Genomic DNA, 23,211 nt, shown 5'->3' with positions numbered 1-23,211 from the left:
TTTATCAATCAAAATAAATCAAGCTGCACGTCATCTGGATTTTTAATACCAAATAAACACCTCGCCGCTTTAATGGTGGCGTCTCCCTGAAATATTGGCTCTGCTGATGAAGGAATAAATATTTCCCATGCCGCCCATACTTTCAAGCCAGCGCCTTCGTAATGAATATGTATACTATTGCTGCGACCTGAACCGCCGCAAATACCCAGCTCATAACGTACTGCTTTAACCATACCCACATCATTCAGACCTGTAGCAGCTCTGGCGCTCCATCTATCGAGCGCACCACCTGTGCAGGTTAAAGCCCGTTTTAGTGATTGCTGTTTTTCTTCGTTTGTTAAATCTCGCATTTTAAAATTCCCTTTCCGCATGAAGGGAACCGCCTTAGCGGTTCCAAAAAACATGCACTTCTTGATAGCCTGTTTCGATTGTGAAAATATCGCCGCTCATTTCCATGTCGCGCCCCATGCGATCATAGTCGATATAAAATTCTAAATGGCTGGGCACTTCGCTTGTTTCTTCGGTGATTTCCTGCGCGTAGTCCGAGAGGCTTGCATACTCGCCTTGATAATCTTCCTCCATGGCTTTCTGTGCTTCTTCAAGCGTTGAAAAATGGCTAATCAACTCGGCGGCTATCTCGCCATGCTCTTCAATAAAACAAGCTACTTCGTGCGCACTTTGTATGCCTTCATACTCTGACAGGCGATAACTGCCGTAACCTTCAAAGTCGTGAATGGCGTATTCTTCTCCATCCTCTACAGGGCTGGATTCCAACATGCTGTTTATTTGGTCTTGAATGTCGTCAATGTCCGCCGTTGCATCAATCCAAACACCGTGCAAATAGCCACTGTTATACGCTGCCAAACATGTCACATAAATTCTGATTTCTTCGCTCATTGCTTTTCTCCTTAATCTTAAAAACACATCCCCTTTTGGGGTTGAAAACCCCAGACAAAGGAGCGAGAGAAGCGAGCGTAAGATCACATGTTTTGGCGTAATCCAGACAGGGGGAACCGCCCGTCCTGCACAAGCCCAGTCTTTTCGGGCGCGGAAGGATGGGGGATGTCTTGATGGAGACAAGTTGTGTGATATTTTGACGTTTACCCAAAAGGGGCACGTAACTATTGAATCAAGCGAACACGATCAGTGTTCACACTTTATTGAAATTTCAGCCTAGCGCAGCGAAAACTTTCAACGTCTTTCAAAGCAGTCGTGCTTTTTTAGCACTACCAGTAATTTTCAATCAATCAGCACCACCTGATTGAGCCCTTAACCAGCACTGCCTTTTTAGCATTACCACTAGCGCAACGTGACAATGGATCAGCAAGCGTAAAGCTTCTTCACATTATTGCGACCCAAGGTGCAGATCAGTCACTTTGCTCAAACACGCGGCCATACAAAGGCCGTGGCAGTCACGGCCTCCAAAAACAGGAGGTAACAATGAGATTGATTACAAGATTTGAACTGGTAGCCAAAAACACGAATGAGCTTTATGGCCTTCATAGAAAGGTTTTTAACGAGCTGGCAAAAAGCAAGCCGCAAACACTTGAGCGCGTGGTCGCATTGGCTTCATTAGAAAATATCGAAAACGAACTTGCGTCAAGGGCTCCATGCCCTTGATTATTTAACGACCTAAATAGATTGTTTGCGCCAATTATTCACGGCAGTAAGTAATCTATTTGCAGGAACGCCTTCCTGCCATTCATCCCAGAACTCTACTGTTCCACTGTTTGGCTCGTTGCGAGGTTTATCAATTCTTATTCTACTTGGTAGAAGACTGGCATCACCAACCACAAGAGCTTCGCCAGTATCTAGTGTTGGTAGAATTTCACTAAATCCACCGAGGCTGTCTGGCAACAATTTTTTAATCACGTTTTGATCATCAACATTAGTTAGACGCATGGAAACAAAATTACTGCACTGACTTAGTACCGTCTTATTAACTTCTGAAGGCCTTTGGCTAATAACCACTAAACTGGTTCCGTATTTCCTCCCTTCTTTGGCTATCCTTTCAAATATATCGATGGATATATCATCAGCCGCATCAGCCATTGATCGTTGAGGGATATATAGATGTGCTTCGTCACACAACAACGCGATTGGATGCCTCAAATTGGATGGTGTCCACTGCTGAACGGAAAAGGCAAGCCTTGCAACGAGAGAAACTATTAAGGGAAGAATATCCGACGGAACTTCAGAGAAGTTAATAATCTTAATTCCTTTACCTTCGTTCTCGCCAGCACTACCCAATATTCGAGATATTAAAGAATCCAACCAACTAAATTCCAAAGTACTTTCTCCACCCTGAAATAGAAACCCTAAACGACGGTCGGTTACCTTGTTTTCCAGGCGGGCGATCATTCGAGCTAATTTTCCAAAAAACTCGCCCTGCTTTTCTCCTCCTCGTGCGCCCGGCACCATTTGGGTATTGATTTCATTTAACTCCTCCAACAGACCATTAAGGTCAAAAGGAACTGGGCTATCTACAGTAAAGTTATTTAGAAGATCTCCATGACCGCCATCTTCCAAGTACTTTCGTTTGGCTGTATTTATCTCACGAGAAATAATCATGGCTTGATTAGGTGCGTTTTGATCACTTCTATCAACAAACATTGAAACAAGCGCTTCATAGGAAAGCAGCCAATATGGTAGGAAGATTACACCGTCATCTAGCGTGCTGCCCGCATCAATATCGTTCGGTCCAGCAATTTTAAAGTGTTGAATGCTATCAGCTTGTAAAGGTTCATATTCACCATGAAGATCAAATATTATTGCGTTTGGCGACTCAAGCTCTGCAACTTGCTCTATAACTTTTGCGGTTGTCCAGGATTTTCCTGAACCAGTGCTTCCCCCAATAAATGCATGTCTCTGAAAGAAACGATTTCCGTTCAAATAGGCTATAGCACCATCATCTAATGTATAGCGGCCAAGTGTAAGTGATTTCCCTTCTTCAGCAGTGGCAGATAAAATTCGCATAAAAGCGGTAAGATGATCACCTTCAAGAGAGAAACAGTTTGCGTCAATTTCAGGAACGCTTTCCAGTGTCCTCCTAAAAACATTTTCTCTCTGACCATCACGATCAAGAAGCGTGCCGATCAAAGATATCCTACAGAGGTTTTGCTCTGCCACTTGATCTTCAGCATCATCTTCTATTACGCTGAAATCCAGCTTTTTCCGTGTGACCTTGCTTATTAGGCCAATAAGATGCTGCCCAGGCTTGCTGCTTTGAAGTACGGCCAATCGATTGACTTGCAACCGCTTAAGCTGATCCACATTAAAAACCTCCACTATCACAGTAGAAGTATCGACTGTGGCAACCTTACCTAAGGCATCTGCATCCTGAAAATTGAATATCGGCATTATTCCCTCTCACATTATCAAATTTAAAAACCCCTGTAGGCTCCAAAAATCTCCTTCAACAATAATTGGGTCTTCTAGCTGTGAAGAATATATTCTTGAACGCCCATCATCAGCTCGCTCGATTGCCAAATAGTTTTTTATGTTCCCGTCAAATATAAGTGCCTTAGCTTGGTCTGTTAATGCATAGGTAACGATAACAATAGCTGCCCCATCTCTCTGGCACTTTTGCAAAAGCTTGGGCTGAATATGCTCGTCATTAAACCCAAACCCCACACACAAATATGCTGAAGCATTTGACAGGACAGTATCAGCGCTTCCGATTATTGATCTGTAGGGTTCTAAATGCGTCTTTTGATATTTCTGTACGCCAGGAGTCACGATTTGAGGGCGATAGTCATCGGGCCTAAACTGAGATTTAGGTATAGATATTGTCTCGTTCTGAGTCGAATAAAACCAATCTAAAGAACCATGAACTTTCCATATATTCACCTTTCTTGAACATGAGATATAACCTGGGGCGGCCAACCTTCGCGTATACCCATGTGAAAAACCAGAATAGTGATGCAGCCCCTCTTGGTCACAAGCATACTCGGCCAGACAATCATAATTTGTCGTGACTATGTTAAGTTCTGACAAACTGCTCTTAAACATATGCGAGAGCATAGTTCCTAAAGAGAAAAGATGGCGATCATCTATAGAGCTTTGGTAAACAGACTCATCCCTAGAGTTTATTAAGTCCCATACGGATTGGATAATTAAATCAGTTGTGTCATTGGAAAAATTAACTTGATGTAAAGCTGCTTCCAAATCAGTACCTGTTTCGAGCAAACTACAAAATTCTGACCAAGAACCAGTTTCACTGCATGGGATTGCAGAAGTGTCAACGTGCGTCTTAATATGCTCCGCCAGTTCCCCCATCCCAGGGAGACCGAAGGCCATAGAGGCACCACTACCCAAGATAATTACAGGAGCTTTTGCGTAATAGTCCTGAGCTTGTTTCTGATAATCAAAGTCGGTCAAATTTATTTCCTTTGTCCATTAATTCACAGTTACATGACCAAATCATCCAAAAACTCAGAAGGCAATTCCCCACTGGTAACGAGAAGTCTATCCCTTGCTCTGGTACAAGCTACGTACAGCAAATGTCGCTCTGTATCGTACACTTCTTCCAGGTCAGTATTATCCGCTACTGCTTCGATACGCTCCTGAGACGGAATAATCTCATCATCACAAGCCATCACTACAACAGCTCTAAATTCCAGTCCTTTAGCCAGGTGCATTGTGCAGATGGAAGCGTACCCGTGTGCAAGCTGAATGTAGCTGTCTAGCTGTTTATAGGTTATGCCTGCCTTTTCAATCGCCGTTACCGCTCTTGGTATTTCTTTGTCAGAACGAACAATCAAGCCAATTTCATGCGCCTCATATCCATCATCAGTGAGTTTCGTCAGCCAATTTGCAACAAAAGCAATTTCTTCATCAAAGGAGTCAAAGTTTTGAATGGTCGGCTCTGGGCCGTTGAATACTGAGACGGTGCTGGTTCGATCATCTTCGTAGCCATCAACATCGGCAACACTAGGGCCAAGCAAACGGTCTGACTGCATCCTTATCTGGTGCGAAGTGCGGTAATTTACGCGAAGCGTTTTAGACCTGCCGCGAATATCAACACCAAGGGATTTCCACGAGAATGCCTGCTGGAATATGCGTTGACCTAAGTCACCTGCAAAGAACAAAGCATTTGGCTTTGCGCCACCCAGTGCGGCAAGGAATCTAAGCTGCGGAATGCTAATATCTTGGGCCTCATCGACCACTACAAAATCAAAGGGACTGTTTTTCTTTTCTTCCAGGGAATGGGTTAAATCCAGGTATATGCCAGCCATAGATACTGAATTAGTGTCAACCAATTCAGCATTAACCTTTTCAAATATCGCCCACAATAATTGTCGCTGGGTTTCAGCCAGTCTGGTTTTTCGGCCTAGCCTTTGTACGCCTTTATATTCATCCCAGGCATTGATCTGCCAGGCATCGACCACCTGAAGCCATTCCTCGAAAATGAATGCCGCTGAATAGCGAAGGTCATCAATACCGTGGGAATGCTTCGAGACGAGTTCAAATAATTGCTCTCGGTTGAGTAATTTTTTATTACTGACGTTGAATTTGTGGAGACGGACAGCGATAGAATCCATCGAATGGATTTCCAGGCGTTCTGCCAGTCGTGGTGTATTTCCTATCAGATGTTTAAGCTTTTCTTTTAGCGCGTTGGCCAGCGTGTCAGAGAAAGTCGTAAGTAACACACGCGCCTCAGGATTCTCTCTCGCTAAATGCACCGCGCGGTGCAATGCCACAATAGTTTTGCCAGTTCCAGCGGAGCCGGAAACACGAGCAGGCCCATTGAAATCTTTTTCAACCAGTTCTTGCTGATCAGGGTGAAGGAATACAGTCCACTTTTCCCATGGTGCATCAAGTGCACGCTCCAGCTCTTCCGTATCGACCATGATGCGGAATCTGCGCTGTGCATCGGGGTGATCGAATGGATTACTCTCTGGTGAAGTAACCACTGGTGCTCTCGGCGTTCCACCAACGGCAATTTCAATTAGGGCTTCTGCGGCTTCTGCGGGCAGGTGATCCGACAGTTCTAATATTGAATCTTCATCGGATGCCTTTACATCGGCCAGCCACTCTGGCGGTACGCCATATTCCAGTAACTGGTCATCATCAAACTCATCAAAAAGCAATGGCTTTGGCGGCGGTGTTGCTTCCACATTGACATAGTAAGGTACACGTATTTCTTCAACGCGCTCCCTAATTTCAACGAGCTGGGCAGCCCCTGTTTTGGGGTGCGTTTCCAGTTTGCGCTTTTCGGCCCATTTATAGGCATCATCATGGTGATCGACATAACAGAGCAATAAGCTCGCTTTAGAGCGATGGACAATGATGCGTATGTCTCGATTAACCCGTACCGACCAGAAATTCTTATCTTGAGCGCGATCCAGCTTATGGAAGCTATGACCTGGATTTTCAGGATTCATTTGTAGGTCAAAGGCCGTTGTTTTGACGGCCTTTTGCTCATCGCCAGTCAGTTTGGCGAGGCTACTGGTAAATGAATCTGATATACGAAATTCCATGGCCAGCCTCTCCTTATACCCGATAAACCTTCATGACTTCATCGCCAAGATGGTTAATGACTTTGACTGCTATGCGTCCGTTCTTAGGTTTTTCAAATGGACGAGATATATCGCTATTCAGCGTATCCCAGGCTTCTTGATCAATTTCAGCCTTGAGAGTCGTTTTTAGCGATTTGTAGGGATCGTTCGCACCAAGGAAGTATGCCTGACGAACAAAAAAGCTTTCCTCGTTATAGTCCGTATCGATAAACCAGCAAGCAATGCCCTCAGCGCCATCGCTACGCACTTCGCCAGTGTTCGGGTGGAACACGTCAACGCCATTGATTTTCACTTGTATCTGTTCATCTTCAGCTTCCAAAATATCAATGTCTGGTTCTCCAAAGATAACGAATAGATTGCCTTTGCCTGTATTTTTCAGATCATCGGCCATGTGAAGATCGGCATTCATACGAGCCTTCAGCACTGGAACACGGCCAAGTTTTTCAAACTCCGTGGAATGAGCGTCATAGTTAAAGGCGCAGGCGATTAGCACGTCAAAGCCAGCATCAGCAGCTTCTCTTGCCGCCTGAACTAGATCAGGACGAGAAACAGTGCCAAATTCTGGCCCGATAAATATCGCGGCGCGTTTTTCTGCCTCAGTATCGTCAATATATTTGCCTTCGGCGCAGACCAGTTGACCTGGCCAGGGAGACAATGAAATAAAACTGATCTTGTCTTCTTTGTTGGCTTGCTGAACGCCAGCGGTTTTGAGGTTCTCAAGTATAATCTGAACGAAGTCTTGTTCTTCCTCGAATTCTCCTTTCTGTTCTGTAGGATCAATCAGCTCGTCATCCATACCTACCGTTAAGGCGCGATGTGGAGAAAGACTTTCTACAGTGAATGGCCCTGCAACACGAACCTTCTTATTGTCTTCGTAAGGTTTGTCGTAGAGATATTCTGAATCTGCCTTTGCAGCAATAGATGCATCAATTTCCGTTTGTCTTGCAATGACTTGTTTCCACCAAGATGCATGTAATTCTTTTGCTTGCTTTGTCCAGCTTTCATCGACCTCACTTGGTATTTCCCATTCTTCCCAGGACTTTCCAAGTTCTTTATTTAGCAGATGACGGAGAGGCTCAAGTTCGTCTTGAGCTCTATCCCAGATAACCTCAATTTCAGTATTGTTTGCAATTGCTTTTAATGTAATGTGCGGCACTCGTTCATATACAAATCCATAGCGAATATTGTTAGTTGTAGGCTTCACTGAAGGTGCCGAACGAGTAATTTCCGCTTCTTTTTGTAGCCCGTCTCCAGAATCAGCTAGTAGATAATATGGGTAGCGCGCCCCCATAATTCTGGAGCGAGCTAGTGCCAATGCGACACGGGAGGTATCAATGGTAATCCATCGGCGTCCCCAGTGCTCAGCGACATAGGCAGTTGTCCCCGATCCACATGTAGGATCAAGAACCAAGTCACCAGGATCTGAAGCCATAAGTAAACATCGCTGAACTACACTTAGCCCAGTTTGAACAACATATATCTTCTTGCCACCAAACTGATTTTGGCCGACTGTATCATTCCAGAAATTAGACATCGGATAGACTGGAAAATCGTTGTACCTCCTTACGTAAGAAAGGTTCGTCTTCGTTCCATAAATTCTATTTGCTTTAAGTAATCGCTGAAAATTAGACTCATCAGTTTTCCAGTAATTAGGCTCTGGCCTGTACTTTTTACCCTTGTAGTAAACATCGTATCTTGACCCTGGACTTTGTGAGCGTATTGAGTCAGGGAAGACAAGATATTCACCGTCATTCAAAACAAGGTTCCCATCTTTATCTGTATATTTTTTTGCTGCCTCAACATTTCCGTAGTTATTTTGTACTCTCGTATATCCTGTTCCCCCAGGGCCACCTGCGATTTTCGGAAGATATATTGGCCTATATTTAAATGATTGCTTATTTTTCGAGTACCATAGAATGATATCGTATACACCCGACAAGTCGTTGCTAGTCGATGAAGTCGTTTTTGCGAAAGCAATTTCCGATACAAAATTATCCTCTCCAAAAACTTCGTCTAATAAACAACGAACGCGATGAACATTTTCGTCACCAATTTGAATAAAAATGGAGCCTGAATCGCTTAATAGATCACGAGCTACGGACAGCCTGTCACGCAAATAGGTCATGTATGAATGTATTCCATCACGCCAAGTATCTCTGAATGCTTTTACTTGTTCTGGCTCTCTGGTTATCTGGTCTATTTTTCCATCTTTTGCATCGGGGCTAGTTGTAGACCACTGAAAATTTGAGTTAAATTTAATGCCATATGGTGGGTCAAAATAGATACACTGTACTTTACCTCGCAATCCTTCACGCTCGGCTAATGAAGCCATAACTTGAAGACTGTCACCTAGTATCATGCGGTTCGACCAGTGCGAATCGTGCTGATAAAACTCGGTTTTAGCATCTTCACTTGGCAGGCCATTGAAGTCTGCAAACAGATCGCCCATAAACCCCTGATCTTGCTCTTCGGCTTCCGCCTGGGCCTGTTCGGTTCGGCGGCGCAAGTCGTCAATCAGAACTTTGGGGTGAACTTTTTCCTGTATATAAAGTGGTGGCGCATGAACAACAAGATCAGACCAATCCTGCTCATCCTTTCCACGCCAGACTAATTGAGGGTCGAGATCACGGTTACGGCGCTCGTAAGCAACACGAACGGAGCTTTTATCTTTCTCATGAAGCACCGCTTCATATTCGGCAGTCGGAATGTTCTTACGTGATGCATCTTCGTGGGTAAGGGTTTCTACCTGCTTCTTGGCTTTGGGTTTTGTTGCTTTTGCCATGTTATTGTCCTTTCCCCATCGCTGTTTCTATCATCTTATTAAACTGCTCTTCGACTTTCTTTTTGAAATCATGCTCCATTTCAAAAACATCCCCAAACTCAACAAAGGCCCATCTGCCATAGCTTTTTAAATTGTTTACGCCAGGTATCCAGTAGGTATCCATGGTGAGTTTCTTCTCTTTGGCATCTTCTCGGCGGTAGCCTTTAATCTCAACGATCAGATTTAGCGGGTCTTCATTGCCATCGTCGATCTGAACAATAAAGTCCGGCCTATATTTTCTCGTTTCGGAACCATATCGATACGGAACCTCTAAGCCAAGGCTATGGTTTTTAACGTATGCAGTCACACGCTCATGTGACTCGGCAACACGGCAAAACTCAGCCTCCCAATCACTATCGAGGATCACCCAGTTAATATGCGATTTAAGTCGATTGGTTTCCCATCTCTCGGTTTTCGAGGTGTTGAAGCTGACATGCATTGTCGAGCCTGTTGGGTTATAGGGATCGAGCAGCGCTTTAATTGGCCTGTCTTTATTTTGCTCAGCCTGTGTTATGGCGGCAGTTATCCTCGAACAGGCCATATCCGCTAGCTCCTGATACATGAGCTGTGCTGGGTAAGTCTGCCCCTTACATACCAGACAACTATCTAGCCATTGTTTGGTAATGCGCTTGAGCTGGCCAAACAAGTGCAGTTTTGGCTCTTCACCTGGGTCTCGCCATTTGGTGTAAAGCAGGCGCTGCGTTAGGTTGAACAGCAAGGTGGAATGCCTTAAATCGCCAGTATGAATAAGATTAAGGTCAACTGCCTCGCCTATAATACCTGCATTTTGGGTAACGGATGGGCCGACCAATTCCGGCGTTAACTCAAGAATGGAATCCGCGTTAAATTCTGCTGTTAAGCGTTCATCTGGTAGTTCTACGCGATAGCCTGTTACGCGAGGAAAACGGATTTCAAGTTTGTCGCGTTCTGGTCGAACTGCTTTTACGTGAATAGTTTCTCTTGGTGGCTGCGGTGGTGCGACTACAGGCTTGGCGGTAAAGTCAAAGGGAATACCCAAGACATCTGCATATTCGACGTTGAAGCGATTTTCTTCATTAAGATCGTATGACTGTCTTCTCAGTGCCCGTCCAATCACCTGCTCACACAGGAGTTGCGTGCCGAAGGCTCTAACACCCAACACATGGGTCACCGTGTTGGCATCCCATCCTTCCGTTAACATTGAGACAGAAACAACACAGCGGATATTTCCACCAAGTGCACCGTATTTCCCAACGGTATTCATAACCTCACGAAGAAGGTCTTGGTCAGTGATGTTATCTGCTGCGCGAACATCTTTGGTTCGTTCTATGATCTCTCGGCGATAACGCTCAATTTCATCTGAAGCCATAGAACGGAAATTGGTATCCAAAGCTTCGCCGGATTCCAGTTGTTCACTGTCAATAAGCAAGGTGTTTGGTCTGGCCAGAGGATTACCGTGCTCATCAAAATTTCTGAAGAGTTTTAATCGGCCATTTTCAAGTTCGGTCGAACCGTCTTCGTTTTCACGATGAAAGCCTGAGATATAGTCGAATACCAGTTTCGAGGTTGATGTGTTGTTGCAAACAACGATAAAACACGGCGGGACTTTTATGCCTTCTTTTTCCCACAGCTCGAAAGTTTTTTCGTAATGCCCATACAACGCTTCGAGTGCTGTTTTTAGCTTACTTGGAATACTTAGAGGATCGAGCGTTTGGCCTTTGCCTCGTCCCTTTTTGGGCATTTCCGGCCCAATATGTTTCCATAACTCGCGGAATACTGGTACTTCTGCGCCTGGTATGTTGTCGGCTACCGGAACACGCGGTAGTTTGACAATGCCGCATTCAATGGCATCCATGAGTGAGAAATCGCTCATTGTCCAGGGGAATAGCGTTCCTTCAGCATAACCCGAGCCACTCAAGAAAAACGGTGTCGCTGAAAGATCAATTACTCGGTTAATGCCAAGTTTCTTTGCAATAATTTCAAGACCTGAAATCCAAAGGCGAGCGGCCTCGCGATTGCTGTCCGCTTCTTTCTTTTCGTCACCTTTTAAATCGCCTTCTTCATCTTCACCTGGTTTTTCGCGATAGCAGTGATGTGCCTCGTCATTTAACACCATCACGTTTTTCATGCCCATCAATTCAGGAACCACCCTCTGGAGCATTTGGCCTTCAGTTTCCAAGGTGTTTAGGTCTTCGCCTCTTTTACCTTTAAGTAATGCTCGCCCTCCAGCAGAAATATCAACGCGCTCACGTAACTTGAATGAGTGATAGTTGGTAATGACGATCTTGGCTCGTTCTAAATCAGCCAGCATATCGCTCGGGACAATTTCACGGCTTTGGTAGTAACTATCGGGGTCATTAGGTTGGAGAACACGCAGACGATCTTTAATCGTCAAGCCAGGCGCGACAATCAGGAAACCACGGGTAAACTTTTTACTACTAGGCTGGCGAACCGCATTGACCGTTTGCCATGCAATCAACATCGACATAACGGTAGTTTTACCGGCACCAGTCGCTAGCTTTAGTGCAAGTCTCATTAAGCCTGGATTTGCATCTTCATTGGCGCTGGACAAGTAGTCGAGAAATTTTTTTCCGGTCTTGCCCATTTTGGGGGCGACCTCCGTCAGCCAAATAGCCACCTCAACGGCTTCTACCTGACAGAAGAAAGGACGAATTCCATTGAATTCGTAATGCCGCCAGTGCTTGAGTAGTCGCGCAGTATCGGAAGTCACCAACCAATCACTTTCACTAGGGATTCTTCGCCAGGAGTCTACATAGCTTCTTAACTCATTAATGATCGATATAGGGTCATACTTTTGGCTCCCATCACTAAGCCCCAAACTCTCATCAAATAAATCTTTCGATTTCGCGTCTTTGCGTTTTTTGGGCTTTGGAATGGGTGTAATGAATTCTGCCCGTCTTCGTGAATTGACGATACTGTGGGTAGGCAGACCTTCTTCCATCTCCCAATGGGCAGATGGGTACTCATAAGGCGAGTTCAGTATTGGTTTATTAAAAAATTCATCAGACATTAGTTATCGTTATTTCCGTATCATGTTCGTTTTTTCTTCTGCTCTTCTATCCAAATTTCAACATCTTCGCGCTTAAAACGCCAACTGCCGCCAACTTTGAAGCCAGGCAGTTTACCCTCGGCTGCCAATTTATAAGCAGTTTTCTCTGCAAGCTTTAAGTAAGCTGCAACCTCTTTTAAGGTCAGTATTTGATCAGTCATAGCAGTTTCTGCCCTCATAACCATAGGGGAGAATATGGGAAAATAGAGGAAGGAACAACCAAAAACACCTATGATTGATAGAGTTTCTGCACTAAATTGTTTGCAGCTAACCAAATAGACGGACTTTAGATGAACAACGCGCCAACCCAAGCCTATATCAAGCCAAGCGATGCCAGCTCTTGGGCGTTGTGCGCGCGCCGTGTATGGCTGGATAACAAAGGCGAACTGGAAGTTGAAGAAGCAGATGATGCCTTTGAGGCTTTGATCATTGAGCTTGGTCTCGCTCATGAGCAAGCGGTACTAACCCAAATAATGAAAGAAAAGTCGGTGCATACGGCCACTTCACCAGAAGATACGCAAAGGCTTATGGCCGAGGGTGTTGACGTTATTTACCAAGCCCAATTGCTAGACAAAGAAAATCTGCTTGTTGGCTACCCTGATTTTTTGATCCGCCATACCAATGGCGAGTATCAACCAGCCGATGCCAAGCTATCCGTCAGTGAGGATAAAAAGGAAATACAGGTACAGCTTGGCTTTTATCGTCGAATGCTCAATGCGAATTTACCTGCGATTGTATTCTTGGGTGACGGTGATACCGCTGAAATTAGCGACGAAACCAACCCTCTCACCAACCAGTTTGTCACCGAAATGCGAGAGCTACTGGCCAGTGACACAGAGCCACTTGTTCGCTATAGCCATAGTAAATGTCGCGCGTGCCCTTATTACACGCATTGCAAACCTGCCTTTGAAGCGAAGGAAGAAATTTCATTACTTTACGGTGTGCAAGGCCGCGCAGCCGATGGGCTGGAAAAACACGGTATTAGCACGATATCGGAATTGGCCACAAGCTCGCCTGAAAGCTTACCCGATGTGCCTTACCTCAAAGGCTATGAAAAGAAGCAACGCGCCATATTGCAGGCACAATCGTATTTCAGCGGAGAGGTGCATCAAATTGCGCCCGTGAGCCTTCCCGATGGTCACTGGGTACATTTTGATATCGAAGATAATCCGCTCACGGGGAACGGCGAAAAGCATGTGTATCTTTGGGGCTTTTTAGTGCCTAACTTTAGCAATGCGGATTTCGAATATGTTTGGACGGATACTGCTGAGCAAGATAAACAAGGCTGGATTGAGTTCCTTGCCAAAATCGAAGAATACCGTGATCGATATGCTGATTTGGTACTTGCTCACTATTCGCAACATGAACGCACAACGATACGGAGTTACGCTAAGCGATATGACATGGAGAGTAATGAAACCGTTCTGTATTTGCTTGGTGAAGAAAGCCCACTGTTTGATATGCAAAAGCCTGTACTCGATAGCCTTGTTTTGCCATTACAAGGTTATGGTCTGAAGGACATTTGTAAGCACAAGGATTTGGTGAATTTTCAGTGGGAAGATGACAACTCAGGCTCGCAATGGTCGGTGGTTCAGTTCAACCGATTTTTGGCAGAAAGCGATCCAGAAATGAAAGCTCAGTTAAAAGCCGAAATACTCGGCTATAACCGCGATGATGTGATTGCAACACGAAGGCTGGAAGAATGGCTACGAGCTAAATTTATGTAATGAGCGCATCCAAGGTCGCACCTTGGTCGTCCTCCACTGGCGAAACAGTGGTCGAGATTAAGCGTCGAAACGCTTACGGCATCCAATCCGCGTAGGGTTGGTCGAGGGAGTTCATGAGGGGCTATGACATGCCCCTTTGATTGATGGGAAGTCCATGAAGGGAGAGCTAACGTCTCCTTTCTGGTTGATGGGGATGCAAGGGGAGAGCAAAATCTCAGCCTTGCCCATGGGGTTCTTAGGGGTAGCTCGGAGGCTCCCATAAGTGGTGATCGAACGGCCAATCGTTCGCTGGTGCAGCATACCAATCACTATGGATTGCGCACCTGATAAGCTCTTGCCAGAGAATGATAATTCGATGCTTAGAGCGCCGCCTGAGGATAGAACGGACGAGGCAACGTCCTTCTCAAGATAGGTGCGGGGAGGGAAAAATCTTTGATTTTGTACTACACGCACACATCTTGCGGTCATCGTAAAGCCGCGCCAATAGCGGAACTATGCAGCATTGCAGCAATTTATTCCTAGCCACTCTCGCCTCATCTTCACGATGACGGTGGTTCTGAGGCCTGCCACAAGGGCAGAAGTTTACTCTTGAATGCTCCGCGCTCACCACCTGTTTACCGACTGCCGATATCTTTATCAAGCGCGATGTTGAATCATCATCGAGGCAATCGGATGATCGATGGCATTGTCATCAGGTCATATAGGGTGGGCTTGGCGGCCAGTCAGTTTTCCGTAGCGCTCTGCGCTACTTGCTGTGCAAATTGAGAAAACTGGCTGGGGGCTTTTAAGGCTTTGAGATATGGCTCGCTGCCTCAAAATAAGCACAATAAGCGAATTTTGGCACAACACAATAAGCGAACAACAGCACATAGAAGCAACTCAAAAAAGCAACATATATGCTTCTTTTTGCTGCTGAAAGACTTCAACTCTACAAAAGCAACTTATATGTTGCCAAAACCGCAAAAAGAAACTAATATGTTTCTTAATGGTAAATAGCAACATATACGTTTCATTATGAATTCACTACTCGAACAGATCAAAAAACGCCGTATCGCATTGAAGCTCAAGCAGCACGATATGATGCTGCGCGTTGGTATATCGCGCCAGCAATATCAGCGCTTGGAATCCAAGGGCAACCCTCGGCTTGATACTCTTGAGCTAGTCGCTAAGGGACTAAAAAGTGAGTTGCTGCTAATACCACAAGAAAAATTGAATGCTGTGCTGGCGGTACTGGCCGACGATAACCCGTCATCAACTGGGGCACCAACCAAGCCAAGCAAGACGGGAAAAGAACAAAGTAACCCACTAGCCGATGATCCATGGCAGGGCTTGCTAGGAGAGAATGAATGAGCACAGATAGCAATGATGAAGTAAATGTTCTACAGCTCTCAATTCATGGCGTGCTGATCGGCTATCTCGCAGGGTTTAAAAATGGCCGCAATGTCTTGAGCATTGCAGACTCATTTAAAAACAATCCTGATCGTCCGACATTCAGCCTGATTACTCATCCCGCGTTTCCGAATGCGAACAAGCTCATGGCCGCGCCATGGGCGCGGAATCAACGGCTGCATCCTGTACTTTCAAACTTGTTACCAGAGGGATCATTACGTGAGCTGATCGCACAAGGCCTGAAAGTGCACGTAGATAATGAATTTCACATTCTCTCGTATCTTGGCGAAGATTTGCCGGGGGCAATTGAAGCCACGTCAATGGAGCCTGAAGATGTTCCTGATTACGTTCTGAGTACCCATGGCAGAGCTAAGGCGGTTAAGTTCGATAAGGTCACTCAAGAAAACAAGTTTTCCTTGGCTGGCGTACAAATGAAATTTTCTATGAAGGAAAAGGATGGGCGCTATAACTTATCCAAGGGTGACGTGCTGGGCGACTGGATCGTCAAAACGCCCTCAACCAAGCACAAGTTTGTGCCACTGAACGAATATACCGCCATGTCGCTGGCGGGGCGCGTTGGCGTTGATATTCCTGAGATCAAATTAGTTGAGCTAGATAAGCTCGACAATCTGCCACAAATTAACTTACCCGATGAAAAGCAGGCCTTTGCCATTAAGCGATTTGATCGTGAAGACGATCAACGTATTCACATGGAAGACTTCGCACAAATTCTGGTGAAGTACCCGCACGAGAAATACACTTCGGCTAATTACGAGAATATCGGCAAAGTCATTTATGACTTTTCTGGCGACGGCCTTGCCGACGCTCAACAGTTCGCAAGGCGATTACTGGTGAATATTCTCTTGGCCAATGGCGATGCACATCTCAAGAACTGGAGCTTTCTATATCCCAATAAGATCACGCCACGGCTGTCTCCTGCATACGATATCGTTACAACCAATGTATATATCGAAAACGAAATCCAATACGCACTCAACCTCGGTAAAACCAAAGAATGGTATACCGTCACTATGGCGCATTTTCAGTCATGGGCAGATAAGTCGGGCATTCCGTGGAGAGCGATAAAGCCCCACTTGGACGATACAATGAACAAGGCGAGAGAATTATGGCCTGAAGCTCTGAAAGCGTTACCGATGGACGAAGCGCACAAAGAAGGCCTTAGAACGCATTGGGGCAAGCTTCAGGACGATTTCAAGATCGAGACCACAAAGTAAGTTAACGAATAATTAAGATACACCACGTATGATATTAATAGATACGTGGCTTAATTCTGAGAAAGCGATTACCTGTTACCAACAGGCGCGTAGCTAATTTCAAACATGGGTGCAAGGAAGCGATGCAGCATTTGCTGTTACCGCTTCCTATAAAAAGGAAAGCCCCATGGATGAGTTATTAAACGGTAAAAGCATTAAAGCGGATTTTGAAGCGCAGGTAACAGCGGCGCTTATGATCCAGAGCAATGCGCTTATCCCGCTCAAACTTGCCGCTCGCTTATGCGGTATTCCCAAGCATGAAATACTAAGGCGCATTGATTGCGGTACATTCCCCAAACCTAGAACATTGTCCTCAACAGGTAAGCGTATTCGCGAGGCATTTTACCTGAAAGATTTGCATGAATGGATCAAGTGCCCACACCTTTATCACCAGAGGGGGCTGCATGAGTGATCAACTAAGCTTGGCACAAATTAAAAGAGCGTATCATCAAGCTGCAAAAATTGTGGCGCGATATGGTGACAAATACCTGCCAATATTCGAACGACTTGAAAAAGAATACCAGAACAGAAAAGACAAAGTTAAAACCCTAAACCGTGCTATAAAAATTGCAGAAAAGCACACGGGATTCGAACCTACAGACCCCTAAAAACTGGGACACAAAATGGTACACATACTGGGACACAAATTTTTATAGTAGTAATTTCTAATAAATACCTAAAGCACTGAAATAGAATAATAATTAGAGATAAAAATTTTCAAATCGAATCCTGCCCCCTCCACCATTTTCATTTACATAATCTTAACTATTTTCCCGCTAACATGTTGTATTGATTGAAATTTGTTTTTCAATTGACCAAGGCACATTTTTGCTTTACCTAAAAATGGTACACAAAGTGGGCTACAAATTGGGACACATGGATGGCGAACTATGTATTTTGCAGAGGGAAGAATTTTTATTATCGCAGGCGCGTTCCTGAATACGTTTCTGACTATGATAAGCGCGCCATCATCAAAATATCTTTAGGCACCAAAGATGAAAAAGAAGCCATCCGAAAAGCTGCCATCTATAACGACTATATCGAAGATTACTGGCGCAGCCTGATTAAAGGCAATGGCAAAGCTGATCCTGAAGCTGAATATCGCACTGCTATCAAGCTCGCAAAAGCCCATGGCTTTGCCTACAAGAATGCCGTTGAAATTGCCAAGGAGCCGTTAGAAGAAATTGTTGAGCGCCTGAAGACGGCAAACAAGGCTATAGAACAGCCCGAAACAGTCTCTTCCGTGCTGGGCGGCACAGAAGTGCCAGAGCTTCCTTTAAGCACTTGCGCAGATAAATATTGGCCGCTATGCCGTGACAGGCTCACAAATAAGTCCGAGCATCAAATCCGCAAATGGAAAAACCCGCGCCTTGCTGCCATCAATTACTTTATCAGCGCTATCGGTGATAAGCCTCTTAAAGCCATTGCCCGATCTGATATTTTACAGTTCCGGCAATGGTGGATGGATCGCATTGAAAAAGGTGAGGTCGTCGCCGCGACCGCCAATAAGAATATGATGTATGTGAAAGACATGTTTCAGGTGATCGGGCTCCAATATGAAGTAGCTACCGACTTTGATGTGCTGTTTTCAAAAATACGCCTTAAAGAGCTGGAGCAATCACGACCACCTTTTGAAGCCAGCTATGTTCAAGATGTCTTACTTTCCAAACACGGCCTGAATAGCCTCAATGACGAAGCGAGGCTTTTGGTATTTGCCATGGCCGATACTGGTGCGCGGGAATCTGAGTTAATCGGCCTTACTGAAGAGGATATCGTTCTTGACGAGCCTATTCCTTATATCTGGATTCGCGCGCGTGAAAATAAAGCACTCAAAACGCTTACCTCTGAGCGAAAAATCCCACTCGTAGGCGCGGCACTTCATGCTTTCCAGCAACTACCGAGTGGATTTAACCATTATCGCACTGCCGATACCGCCTCCACGACCATCAACAAATATTTGCGTGAAAACGATTTAAAGCCAACGCCAACACATTCACTCTATTCGCTGCGCCATACCTTTAAAGACCGCCTCCGCGACGCAGGCGCGCCAGAGGAAGTCATCGACGAACTTATGGGGCACAAGAAGTCGGGGCCGAAATATGGCCGTGGTCATATGCTTGAGAAAAAGCACGAGTGGTTGAAGAGAGTTGCATTCGACCTGACATAAGAAAACATATAGGTCGATAATATGAATATTGGTTAAATATTAAGCTGACGATCACGACAATTATTTTTTTAATCATACACTTTAGACTTTAAGGCTAAGTAATTTTGGCAGCTATGAGTTGATTGTAGACGAATCATTATTGCCATGTTAAATAATCCTGTAGCAACAGGCGGCTAACTAAAAGCCTAAGCATAGAGAGCGTATTATTACACGGCTCACCCTTGGGCGGCCTTTCTCATAAAAAACAGTTTGCGAAGGAAATGAGAAAAAGAGGTCAGCAATGTTCTTTCTTAAAAAAGCTAGCTCTGATATTGCAGTTAATGGGGCAATGGGATTACTAGCTGATGCTAAGACCTACCTCTCTGATAGACAACATGAGCATTTTATAATTAACGAAATGTCAAAACGGCTATTCGAGATCCATTTGGAAAAATTGGGTATTTTACAAATAATTTCAAATGACCATTTATTTAATCAATTTTCGGGCCCAATATCAGAAAGTACTGATGCAGATTTAATAATTAAAAAAGCGTTATTATCTTATGATCTGTACACTCCTGAATTCCATAGGTCTGCTCACCAAATTAAAAAGCTTCGTAATAAATTCTATCAACCAGCAACAGCAGAATGGATTTCTTCAAATATAAGCCTTGCCGCTTGTTCAATTCTGGGGGCCCTCCCTGAAACACCGGAAAGAGAAGATGCATGGGCATTACTTGAGACTATATGGGGCTTTGAAGAGGAAAAAAAAGACACCTCCGATATTGTCGCAGAAGATGAATTGGAAAACTCAAACGGTTTAGACGAAGACAGCCTCCTTAAAGAAGGGGAGCAGTATATTCTATATGGCAAGAAAAACCCTATTTATTCTCAACACTACAAATACCACGAAAAACCAAGCCTTCTGCTTTCTTTTACAATACATTTCACATTATTTATAGTAGTCGTGCTACTGCTGATTATCATGGCTGATTTTGTCCCCCCGCAAAAAATTAATCATACCAATGCAAATGCAATAACCTACAATTCCTCAGGTGATTTTGATAATCTGATAGATGAAATACTCAAATAAGAAAGATTCCACGATGTCAAAACCTTACTTTTTAGCATTATTAACTTCGGCTATTCTCTCATCGTTTTCTATCTCATGTTATGCCAATGATGAAGAGAAAATCACCAAAAACCTTATCAAAGAATGTAAAAGTAAAGCTTCTATTGAGTGGGATAGTGGCATAACTTCACGTATGAAAAAAGGAAATTACATATATTATGACTGTCTTGTCGATAAAATAAGAATAACCCTAGAAGACGTTATGTGGGATGAAAATCAAATTAATGAAACGGTGAAAAACCTCGAGGACGGTGTTTATAAGATAGTGGCCGCTCAATACGAATTAGAAAATAATCACAAGCCTTGCGGACCAAACTGCGGAACCATGTACTTGGTAACGCCATACGCTGCAGGGTTTTTGGTGCTTGAGAGATTTTTAGCTGATGCACAAAATATATCTGAAAACAAATGACAGTTCTCAGAAAGTACCATTAGGAAGGGTTAGGGAAGGCACCAAAAATCTCAAGCACTGTGCCTGTCGGTTTGCCGCCTTTTATGGCACTTGCACGCGCGGTGATTGCATCGTAATGACGCAGTATTTCTTTCGGATCAGAATGCCGAACATAGGAAGAAAAATAATATTCTTTATTTACGATATCGAGTCTTAGACCATGCTTTTCTAATACCCAGAGAAGATCAGTGTAGAGCTCCTTAAACCAGCGCTTTGCATCTTTGACCTCCCTTTCGTGAAACAACGCAATCCAATATTCATAGTCGAGGGATAATTCAGCTTTAAAATATGAATCATACTCTGCGCTTAGCCAGTTCTGATGTGCTATTTCATTGACTTCCGTTTTGAAGATTTCTTCTAAAACGTCTTCAGGAAGTGGCTTTTCAATATCTATAGAGTTGTTTTGCGCATAAGAATTTGCGCAGTAATTTGTAAGAGCCATGGCATGACAACAATCCGTATCATCGCGCGTCCATTTAAACTTGGTGTAGTGAAGGATGCACACAGCCCATAGAACATAGTTTCGACCCTTGATGTTTTTATACCCCTTTAAGTCCCTCTTCCATATTTCATCAAGCAGGTGAGATGTCGGGCTTTTGCCGATCATGATGAGCGCGCCAACACCTGAGAATAATTCCAGATACATCAGCGCGCCAAAACACAAGGCTTCTCTAAAATAGCTTTGATATTTTAGGGTGGTTGGCAGGCTGATATTAAGGCGCTCAGATATGCTCTGACTGTCATATTGCTTAATAAACAGACTGGCAAATTCTTCAATTTTCTTTTCTGAAAGCTTTAAGCCTTTGCCGTATTTATTGGCGCGTTTTTTATAGACGCGTTTGTATTTTTGGGAAGACTTAAAGGCGTTCTTTTTGATTGAAAACTGCGCAGGTGAAAGACCATATTTACGGCAATAATGGCTTTGTGAATAGCCGCTATTTTGCTGCGCATTGATATGGTTAAGCCAGTATTCATCTGTCTTTTTCTCACCTGCCATATGCGCTTACCGCCCTTAATTTCATAGATGAATGTTTCGCATTAAATGATCGTATCTCATTGATTTTAATTCAGTTTATTGAAATTCCATCAGAAATATTCTTATCAAGATCATTTGAAGAATTACCTGCTGCCGATCAATATTAAAGCCGTGCTTTGGCCAAAGCCTCTTTAAGTTCAACCCGTTTAACACCGCCCTGTTCTTTTAACAGGGCAAGGAGGCTTTACATGTCTGATGATATCCAAATATCCATTGAAATCACAATTGAGGCGGATACGCCTATTCAATCCGATAATTCTGCGCCGCCCAGTCAAGATGATCTCTTGCGCTGTGAGATGTGGGCGCGTTGTGAATGTGCCTATTGCACTTCCTTTGGCTGCGTGAACGCTCTTGGCCGTAGCATCTCGGAGGTGCACTAATGAGCTTTGATAAACCCTCCCCGTTTGATGGTGTGAAAGCTGTCAGTCCTTCAGGAGTGATCAAAGTCCTCTTTGCCGTCTCACTTGAAGCCGCCATGTTCGTTATGTTCTATGCGGTCTACACCGAAACGATAGGCTTAATGAACGAAACGTACCTTTCGGAGCTTCCCGTGCTCGGCGGGATGTTTGGCATGCTCGATCCTGATGCCAACGCCTCTCACATCATTTCGATACTGCTGGCCACGTTTTCGGTGGCAACGCCGCTCTTCATCTGGGCGGAAGTGCATCGTCAAAATATCTTGGATGATCCTCAAGAATGGTTTTCTCACCCGCAAAACCAGATTTTAGCTAGCATCGCTGGCTTGGTCTTAATCATGGTCATTGGCCTTGAGGTCGTAAATTTATACACCCTCGTTGCAAGGGAAAGCACACAGGGTGGATTTGTTGTGCAGCAAGAAAGCGGTGTGATGGCCTTCCTTGCACAAAACAAAGGACTGGCGATTGGTGTGAGCGCCGTGATTGCTGTCATCAACATCATCCTAGCTTTATTCACTACACGCGCCTTCCAAAGCCTTAAGTCAGAGGAGAAATAGTCATGAAATATGTAACCGCTCTTATCCTTGCCCTTTGCATTTCTGCTTGCGGTGAACAAGCGCAGGCACCTAAAGCCAAAACTCATGAAGATATTTTTGTGCTCATCGAGAATGGTGGAACCATTGCCAGTGAAGATCAGGATGAAGCATGCAATACCGCGCTTCACTTACTTCAGCAATTAACCTCTCTCTCCCGAAGGAAAGCCACGAGTGACGTTCAGATTCACATTATTCTGAGCGCACTGCCGAACCGTATTGCGTGGTCGGGAACGGCGGGGCAGCTTCTCTCACAAGCGGAAGATGTTACGAATCTGATTGTATTCAAACCGACCTTTTCGGACTTGGTTATGGCGTTTGATCAGATTGAAACAACCGTAAATCTGACTCAGCCTGACAGCATTCGCTTGTACTGGATTGGCTCAACGGTTCATGTGCCGTTTCAGCAAGGTAATGATCCGATAGACGTTGAAGTGCCTCAAGAGGTGCCAAACGAGTTAGCGCTGGCAAATCTCGCCAGCAAACTCACCACCCTCAAAATCATGCGCGTTCACCCCGATCAAGACAAGGTGCTGCAAGCCTATCTTGGCTCACTCGGAATTTTGAAACGTGCGCGCAGTGGCGATATTGATTTTGAGTTGCTTGGTGAGGCGCAAACGAAGTCTCGACTGAATACGTTGCTTTAGGTGGAGGGA

21 protein-coding genes are annotated in these 23,211 nt (G+C 44.6%); 12 read left to right on the top strand and 9 right to left on the bottom strand.

The window, feature by feature from the left end:
* Positions 1–8: 8 nt before the first annotated feature.
* Complete coding sequence (locus ACOQOE_RS05140) at positions 9–350, bottom strand: hypothetical protein (RefSeq protein WP_420555076.1); 342 nt, start codon at positions 348–350, stop codon at positions 9–11.
* A gap of 34 nt (positions 351–384) precedes the next feature.
* Positions 385–897 (bottom strand): antirestriction protein ArdA, encoded by a 513-nt coding sequence (locus ACOQOE_RS05135; protein WP_420555075.1) that lies wholly within the window; start codon positions 895–897, stop codon positions 385–387.
* A 543-nt stretch (positions 898–1,440) separates the two neighbouring features.
* Here ACOQOE_RS05135 and ACOQOE_RS05130 point away from each other — a divergent pair.
* On the top strand, positions 1,441–1,620 hold the full coding sequence (locus ACOQOE_RS05130) for a hypothetical protein (protein WP_420555074.1): 180 nt from the start codon (positions 1,441–1,443) through the stop codon (positions 1,618–1,620).
* 12 nt (positions 1,621–1,632) lie between these two features.
* Here ACOQOE_RS05130 and ACOQOE_RS05125 read toward each other — a convergent pair whose 3' ends face one another.
* From ACOQOE_RS05125 to mads1, 6 genes are read right to left on the bottom strand one after another with little or no spacing between them, the layout of a single operon-like run.
* Entirely contained in the window at positions 1,633–3,360 is a 1,728-nt protein-coding gene (locus ACOQOE_RS05125) for an ATP-binding protein (protein WP_420555073.1), read from the bottom strand.
* A 9-nt stretch (positions 3,361–3,369) separates the two neighbouring features.
* A complete protein-coding gene (locus ACOQOE_RS05120) occupies positions 3,370–4,380 on the bottom strand; it encodes an SIR2 family protein (RefSeq protein ID WP_420555072.1) in 1,011 nt (336 codons plus the stop codon).
* Positions 4,381–4,409: 29 nt separating this feature from the next.
* Complete coding sequence (locus tag ACOQOE_RS05115; protein WP_420555071.1) at positions 4,410–6,482, bottom strand: 3'-5' exonuclease; 2,073 nt, start codon at positions 6,480–6,482, stop codon at positions 4,410–4,412.
* 13 nt (positions 6,483–6,495) lie between these two features.
* Positions 6,496–9,303, bottom strand: coding sequence for a site-specific DNA-methyltransferase (locus ACOQOE_RS05110; protein WP_420555070.1), 2,808 nt, complete (start codon positions 9,301–9,303; stop codon positions 6,496–6,498).
* Between the two features lies 1 nt (position 9,304).
* A complete protein-coding gene (locus ACOQOE_RS05105) occupies positions 9,305–12,352 on the bottom strand; it encodes a BPTD_3080 family restriction endonuclease (RefSeq protein ID WP_420555069.1) in 3,048 nt (1,015 codons plus the stop codon).
* 20 nt (positions 12,353–12,372) lie between these two features.
* Positions 12,373–12,552 carry a methylation-associated defense system helix-turn-helix domain-containing protein MAD1 gene (gene mads1 / locus ACOQOE_RS05100; protein ID WP_420555068.1) on the bottom strand — a complete coding sequence of 60 codons (180 nt, stop codon included), beginning with the start codon at positions 12,550–12,552 and terminating at the stop codon, positions 12,373–12,375.
* A 129-nt stretch (positions 12,553–12,681) separates the two neighbouring features.
* Here mads1 and ACOQOE_RS05095 point away from each other — a divergent pair, with 129 nt between their 5' ends.
* The 8 genes from ACOQOE_RS05095 (at position 12,682) to ACOQOE_RS05060 (ending at position 20,471) form a co-directional block, all read left to right on the top strand.
* Entirely contained in the window at positions 12,682–14,118 is a 1,437-nt protein-coding gene (locus ACOQOE_RS05095; protein ID WP_420555067.1) for a TM0106 family RecB-like putative nuclease, read from the top strand.
* A 1,014-nt stretch (positions 14,119–15,132) separates the two neighbouring features.
* Complete coding sequence (locus tag ACOQOE_RS05090; RefSeq protein ID WP_420555066.1) at positions 15,133–15,468, top strand: helix-turn-helix domain-containing protein; 336 nt, start codon at positions 15,133–15,135, stop codon at positions 15,466–15,468.
* Complete coding sequence (locus ACOQOE_RS05085) at positions 15,465–16,742, top strand: type II toxin-antitoxin system HipA family toxin (protein WP_420555065.1); 1,278 nt, start codon at positions 15,465–15,467, stop codon at positions 16,740–16,742. Before ACOQOE_RS05090 ends, ACOQOE_RS05085 begins: the two co-directional genes overlap by 4 nt.
* Before the next feature lie 166 nt (positions 16,743–16,908).
* Complete coding sequence (locus tag ACOQOE_RS05080; protein WP_344799454.1) at positions 16,909–17,193, top strand: helix-turn-helix transcriptional regulator; 285 nt, start codon at positions 16,909–16,911, stop codon at positions 17,191–17,193.
* Positions 17,186–17,389, top strand: a complete 204-nt coding sequence (locus ACOQOE_RS05075) for a hypothetical protein (RefSeq protein ID WP_420555064.1) — start codon at positions 17,186–17,188, stop codon at positions 17,387–17,389. Before ACOQOE_RS05080 ends, ACOQOE_RS05075 begins: the two co-directional genes overlap by 8 nt.
* 272 nt (positions 17,390–17,661) lie before the next feature.
* Positions 17,662–18,948, top strand: coding sequence for a DUF6538 domain-containing protein (locus ACOQOE_RS05070; protein ID WP_420555063.1), 1,287 nt, complete (start codon positions 17,662–17,664; stop codon positions 18,946–18,948).
* Positions 18,949–19,228: 280 nt separating this feature from the next.
* Positions 19,229–20,020 (top strand): hypothetical protein, encoded by a 792-nt coding sequence (locus tag ACOQOE_RS05065; protein WP_420555062.1) that lies wholly within the window; start codon positions 19,229–19,231, stop codon positions 20,018–20,020.
* Positions 20,021–20,033: 13 nt separating this feature from the next.
* Positions 20,034–20,471 carry a hypothetical protein gene (locus ACOQOE_RS05060; protein WP_420555061.1) on the top strand — a complete coding sequence of 146 codons (438 nt, stop codon included), beginning with the start codon at positions 20,034–20,036 and terminating at the stop codon, positions 20,469–20,471.
* A 19-nt stretch (positions 20,472–20,490) separates the two neighbouring features.
* Here ACOQOE_RS05060 and tnpA read toward each other — a convergent pair whose 3' ends face one another.
* Positions 20,491–21,507 carry an IS66 family insertion sequence element accessory protein TnpA gene (gene tnpA / locus ACOQOE_RS05055; protein WP_420555060.1) on the bottom strand — a complete coding sequence of 339 codons (1,017 nt, stop codon included), beginning with the start codon at positions 21,505–21,507 and terminating at the stop codon, positions 20,491–20,493.
* Between the two features lie 227 nt (positions 21,508–21,734).
* Here tnpA and ACOQOE_RS05050 point away from each other — a divergent pair, with 227 nt between their 5' ends.
* The 3 genes from ACOQOE_RS05050 to ACOQOE_RS05040 are packed head-to-tail and all read left to right on the top strand — an operon-like array spanning position 21,735 to position 23,202.
* Complete coding sequence (locus ACOQOE_RS05050; RefSeq protein ID WP_420555059.1) at positions 21,735–21,926, top strand: hypothetical protein; 192 nt, start codon at positions 21,735–21,737, stop codon at positions 21,924–21,926.
* Entirely contained in the window at positions 21,926–22,519 is a 594-nt protein-coding gene (locus ACOQOE_RS05045; protein WP_420555058.1) for a hypothetical protein, read from the top strand. Before ACOQOE_RS05050 ends, ACOQOE_RS05045 begins: the two co-directional genes overlap by 1 nt.
* 2 nt (positions 22,520–22,521) lie before the next feature.
* Complete coding sequence (locus tag ACOQOE_RS05040; RefSeq protein WP_420555057.1) at positions 22,522–23,202, top strand: hypothetical protein; 681 nt, start codon at positions 22,522–22,524, stop codon at positions 23,200–23,202.
* Positions 23,203–23,211 lie beyond the last annotated feature (9 nt).

Origin of the sequence: Neptuniibacter marinus, assembly GCF_965223595.1 — a bacterium.
In the GTDB taxonomy this organism is placed as follows: Bacteria; Pseudomonadota; Gammaproteobacteria; order Pseudomonadales; family Balneatricaceae; genus Neptuniibacter; species Neptuniibacter marinus.
Note: the sequence above shows the minus strand (reverse complement) of the source record. Positions and strands in the feature narration are given on the sequence as shown.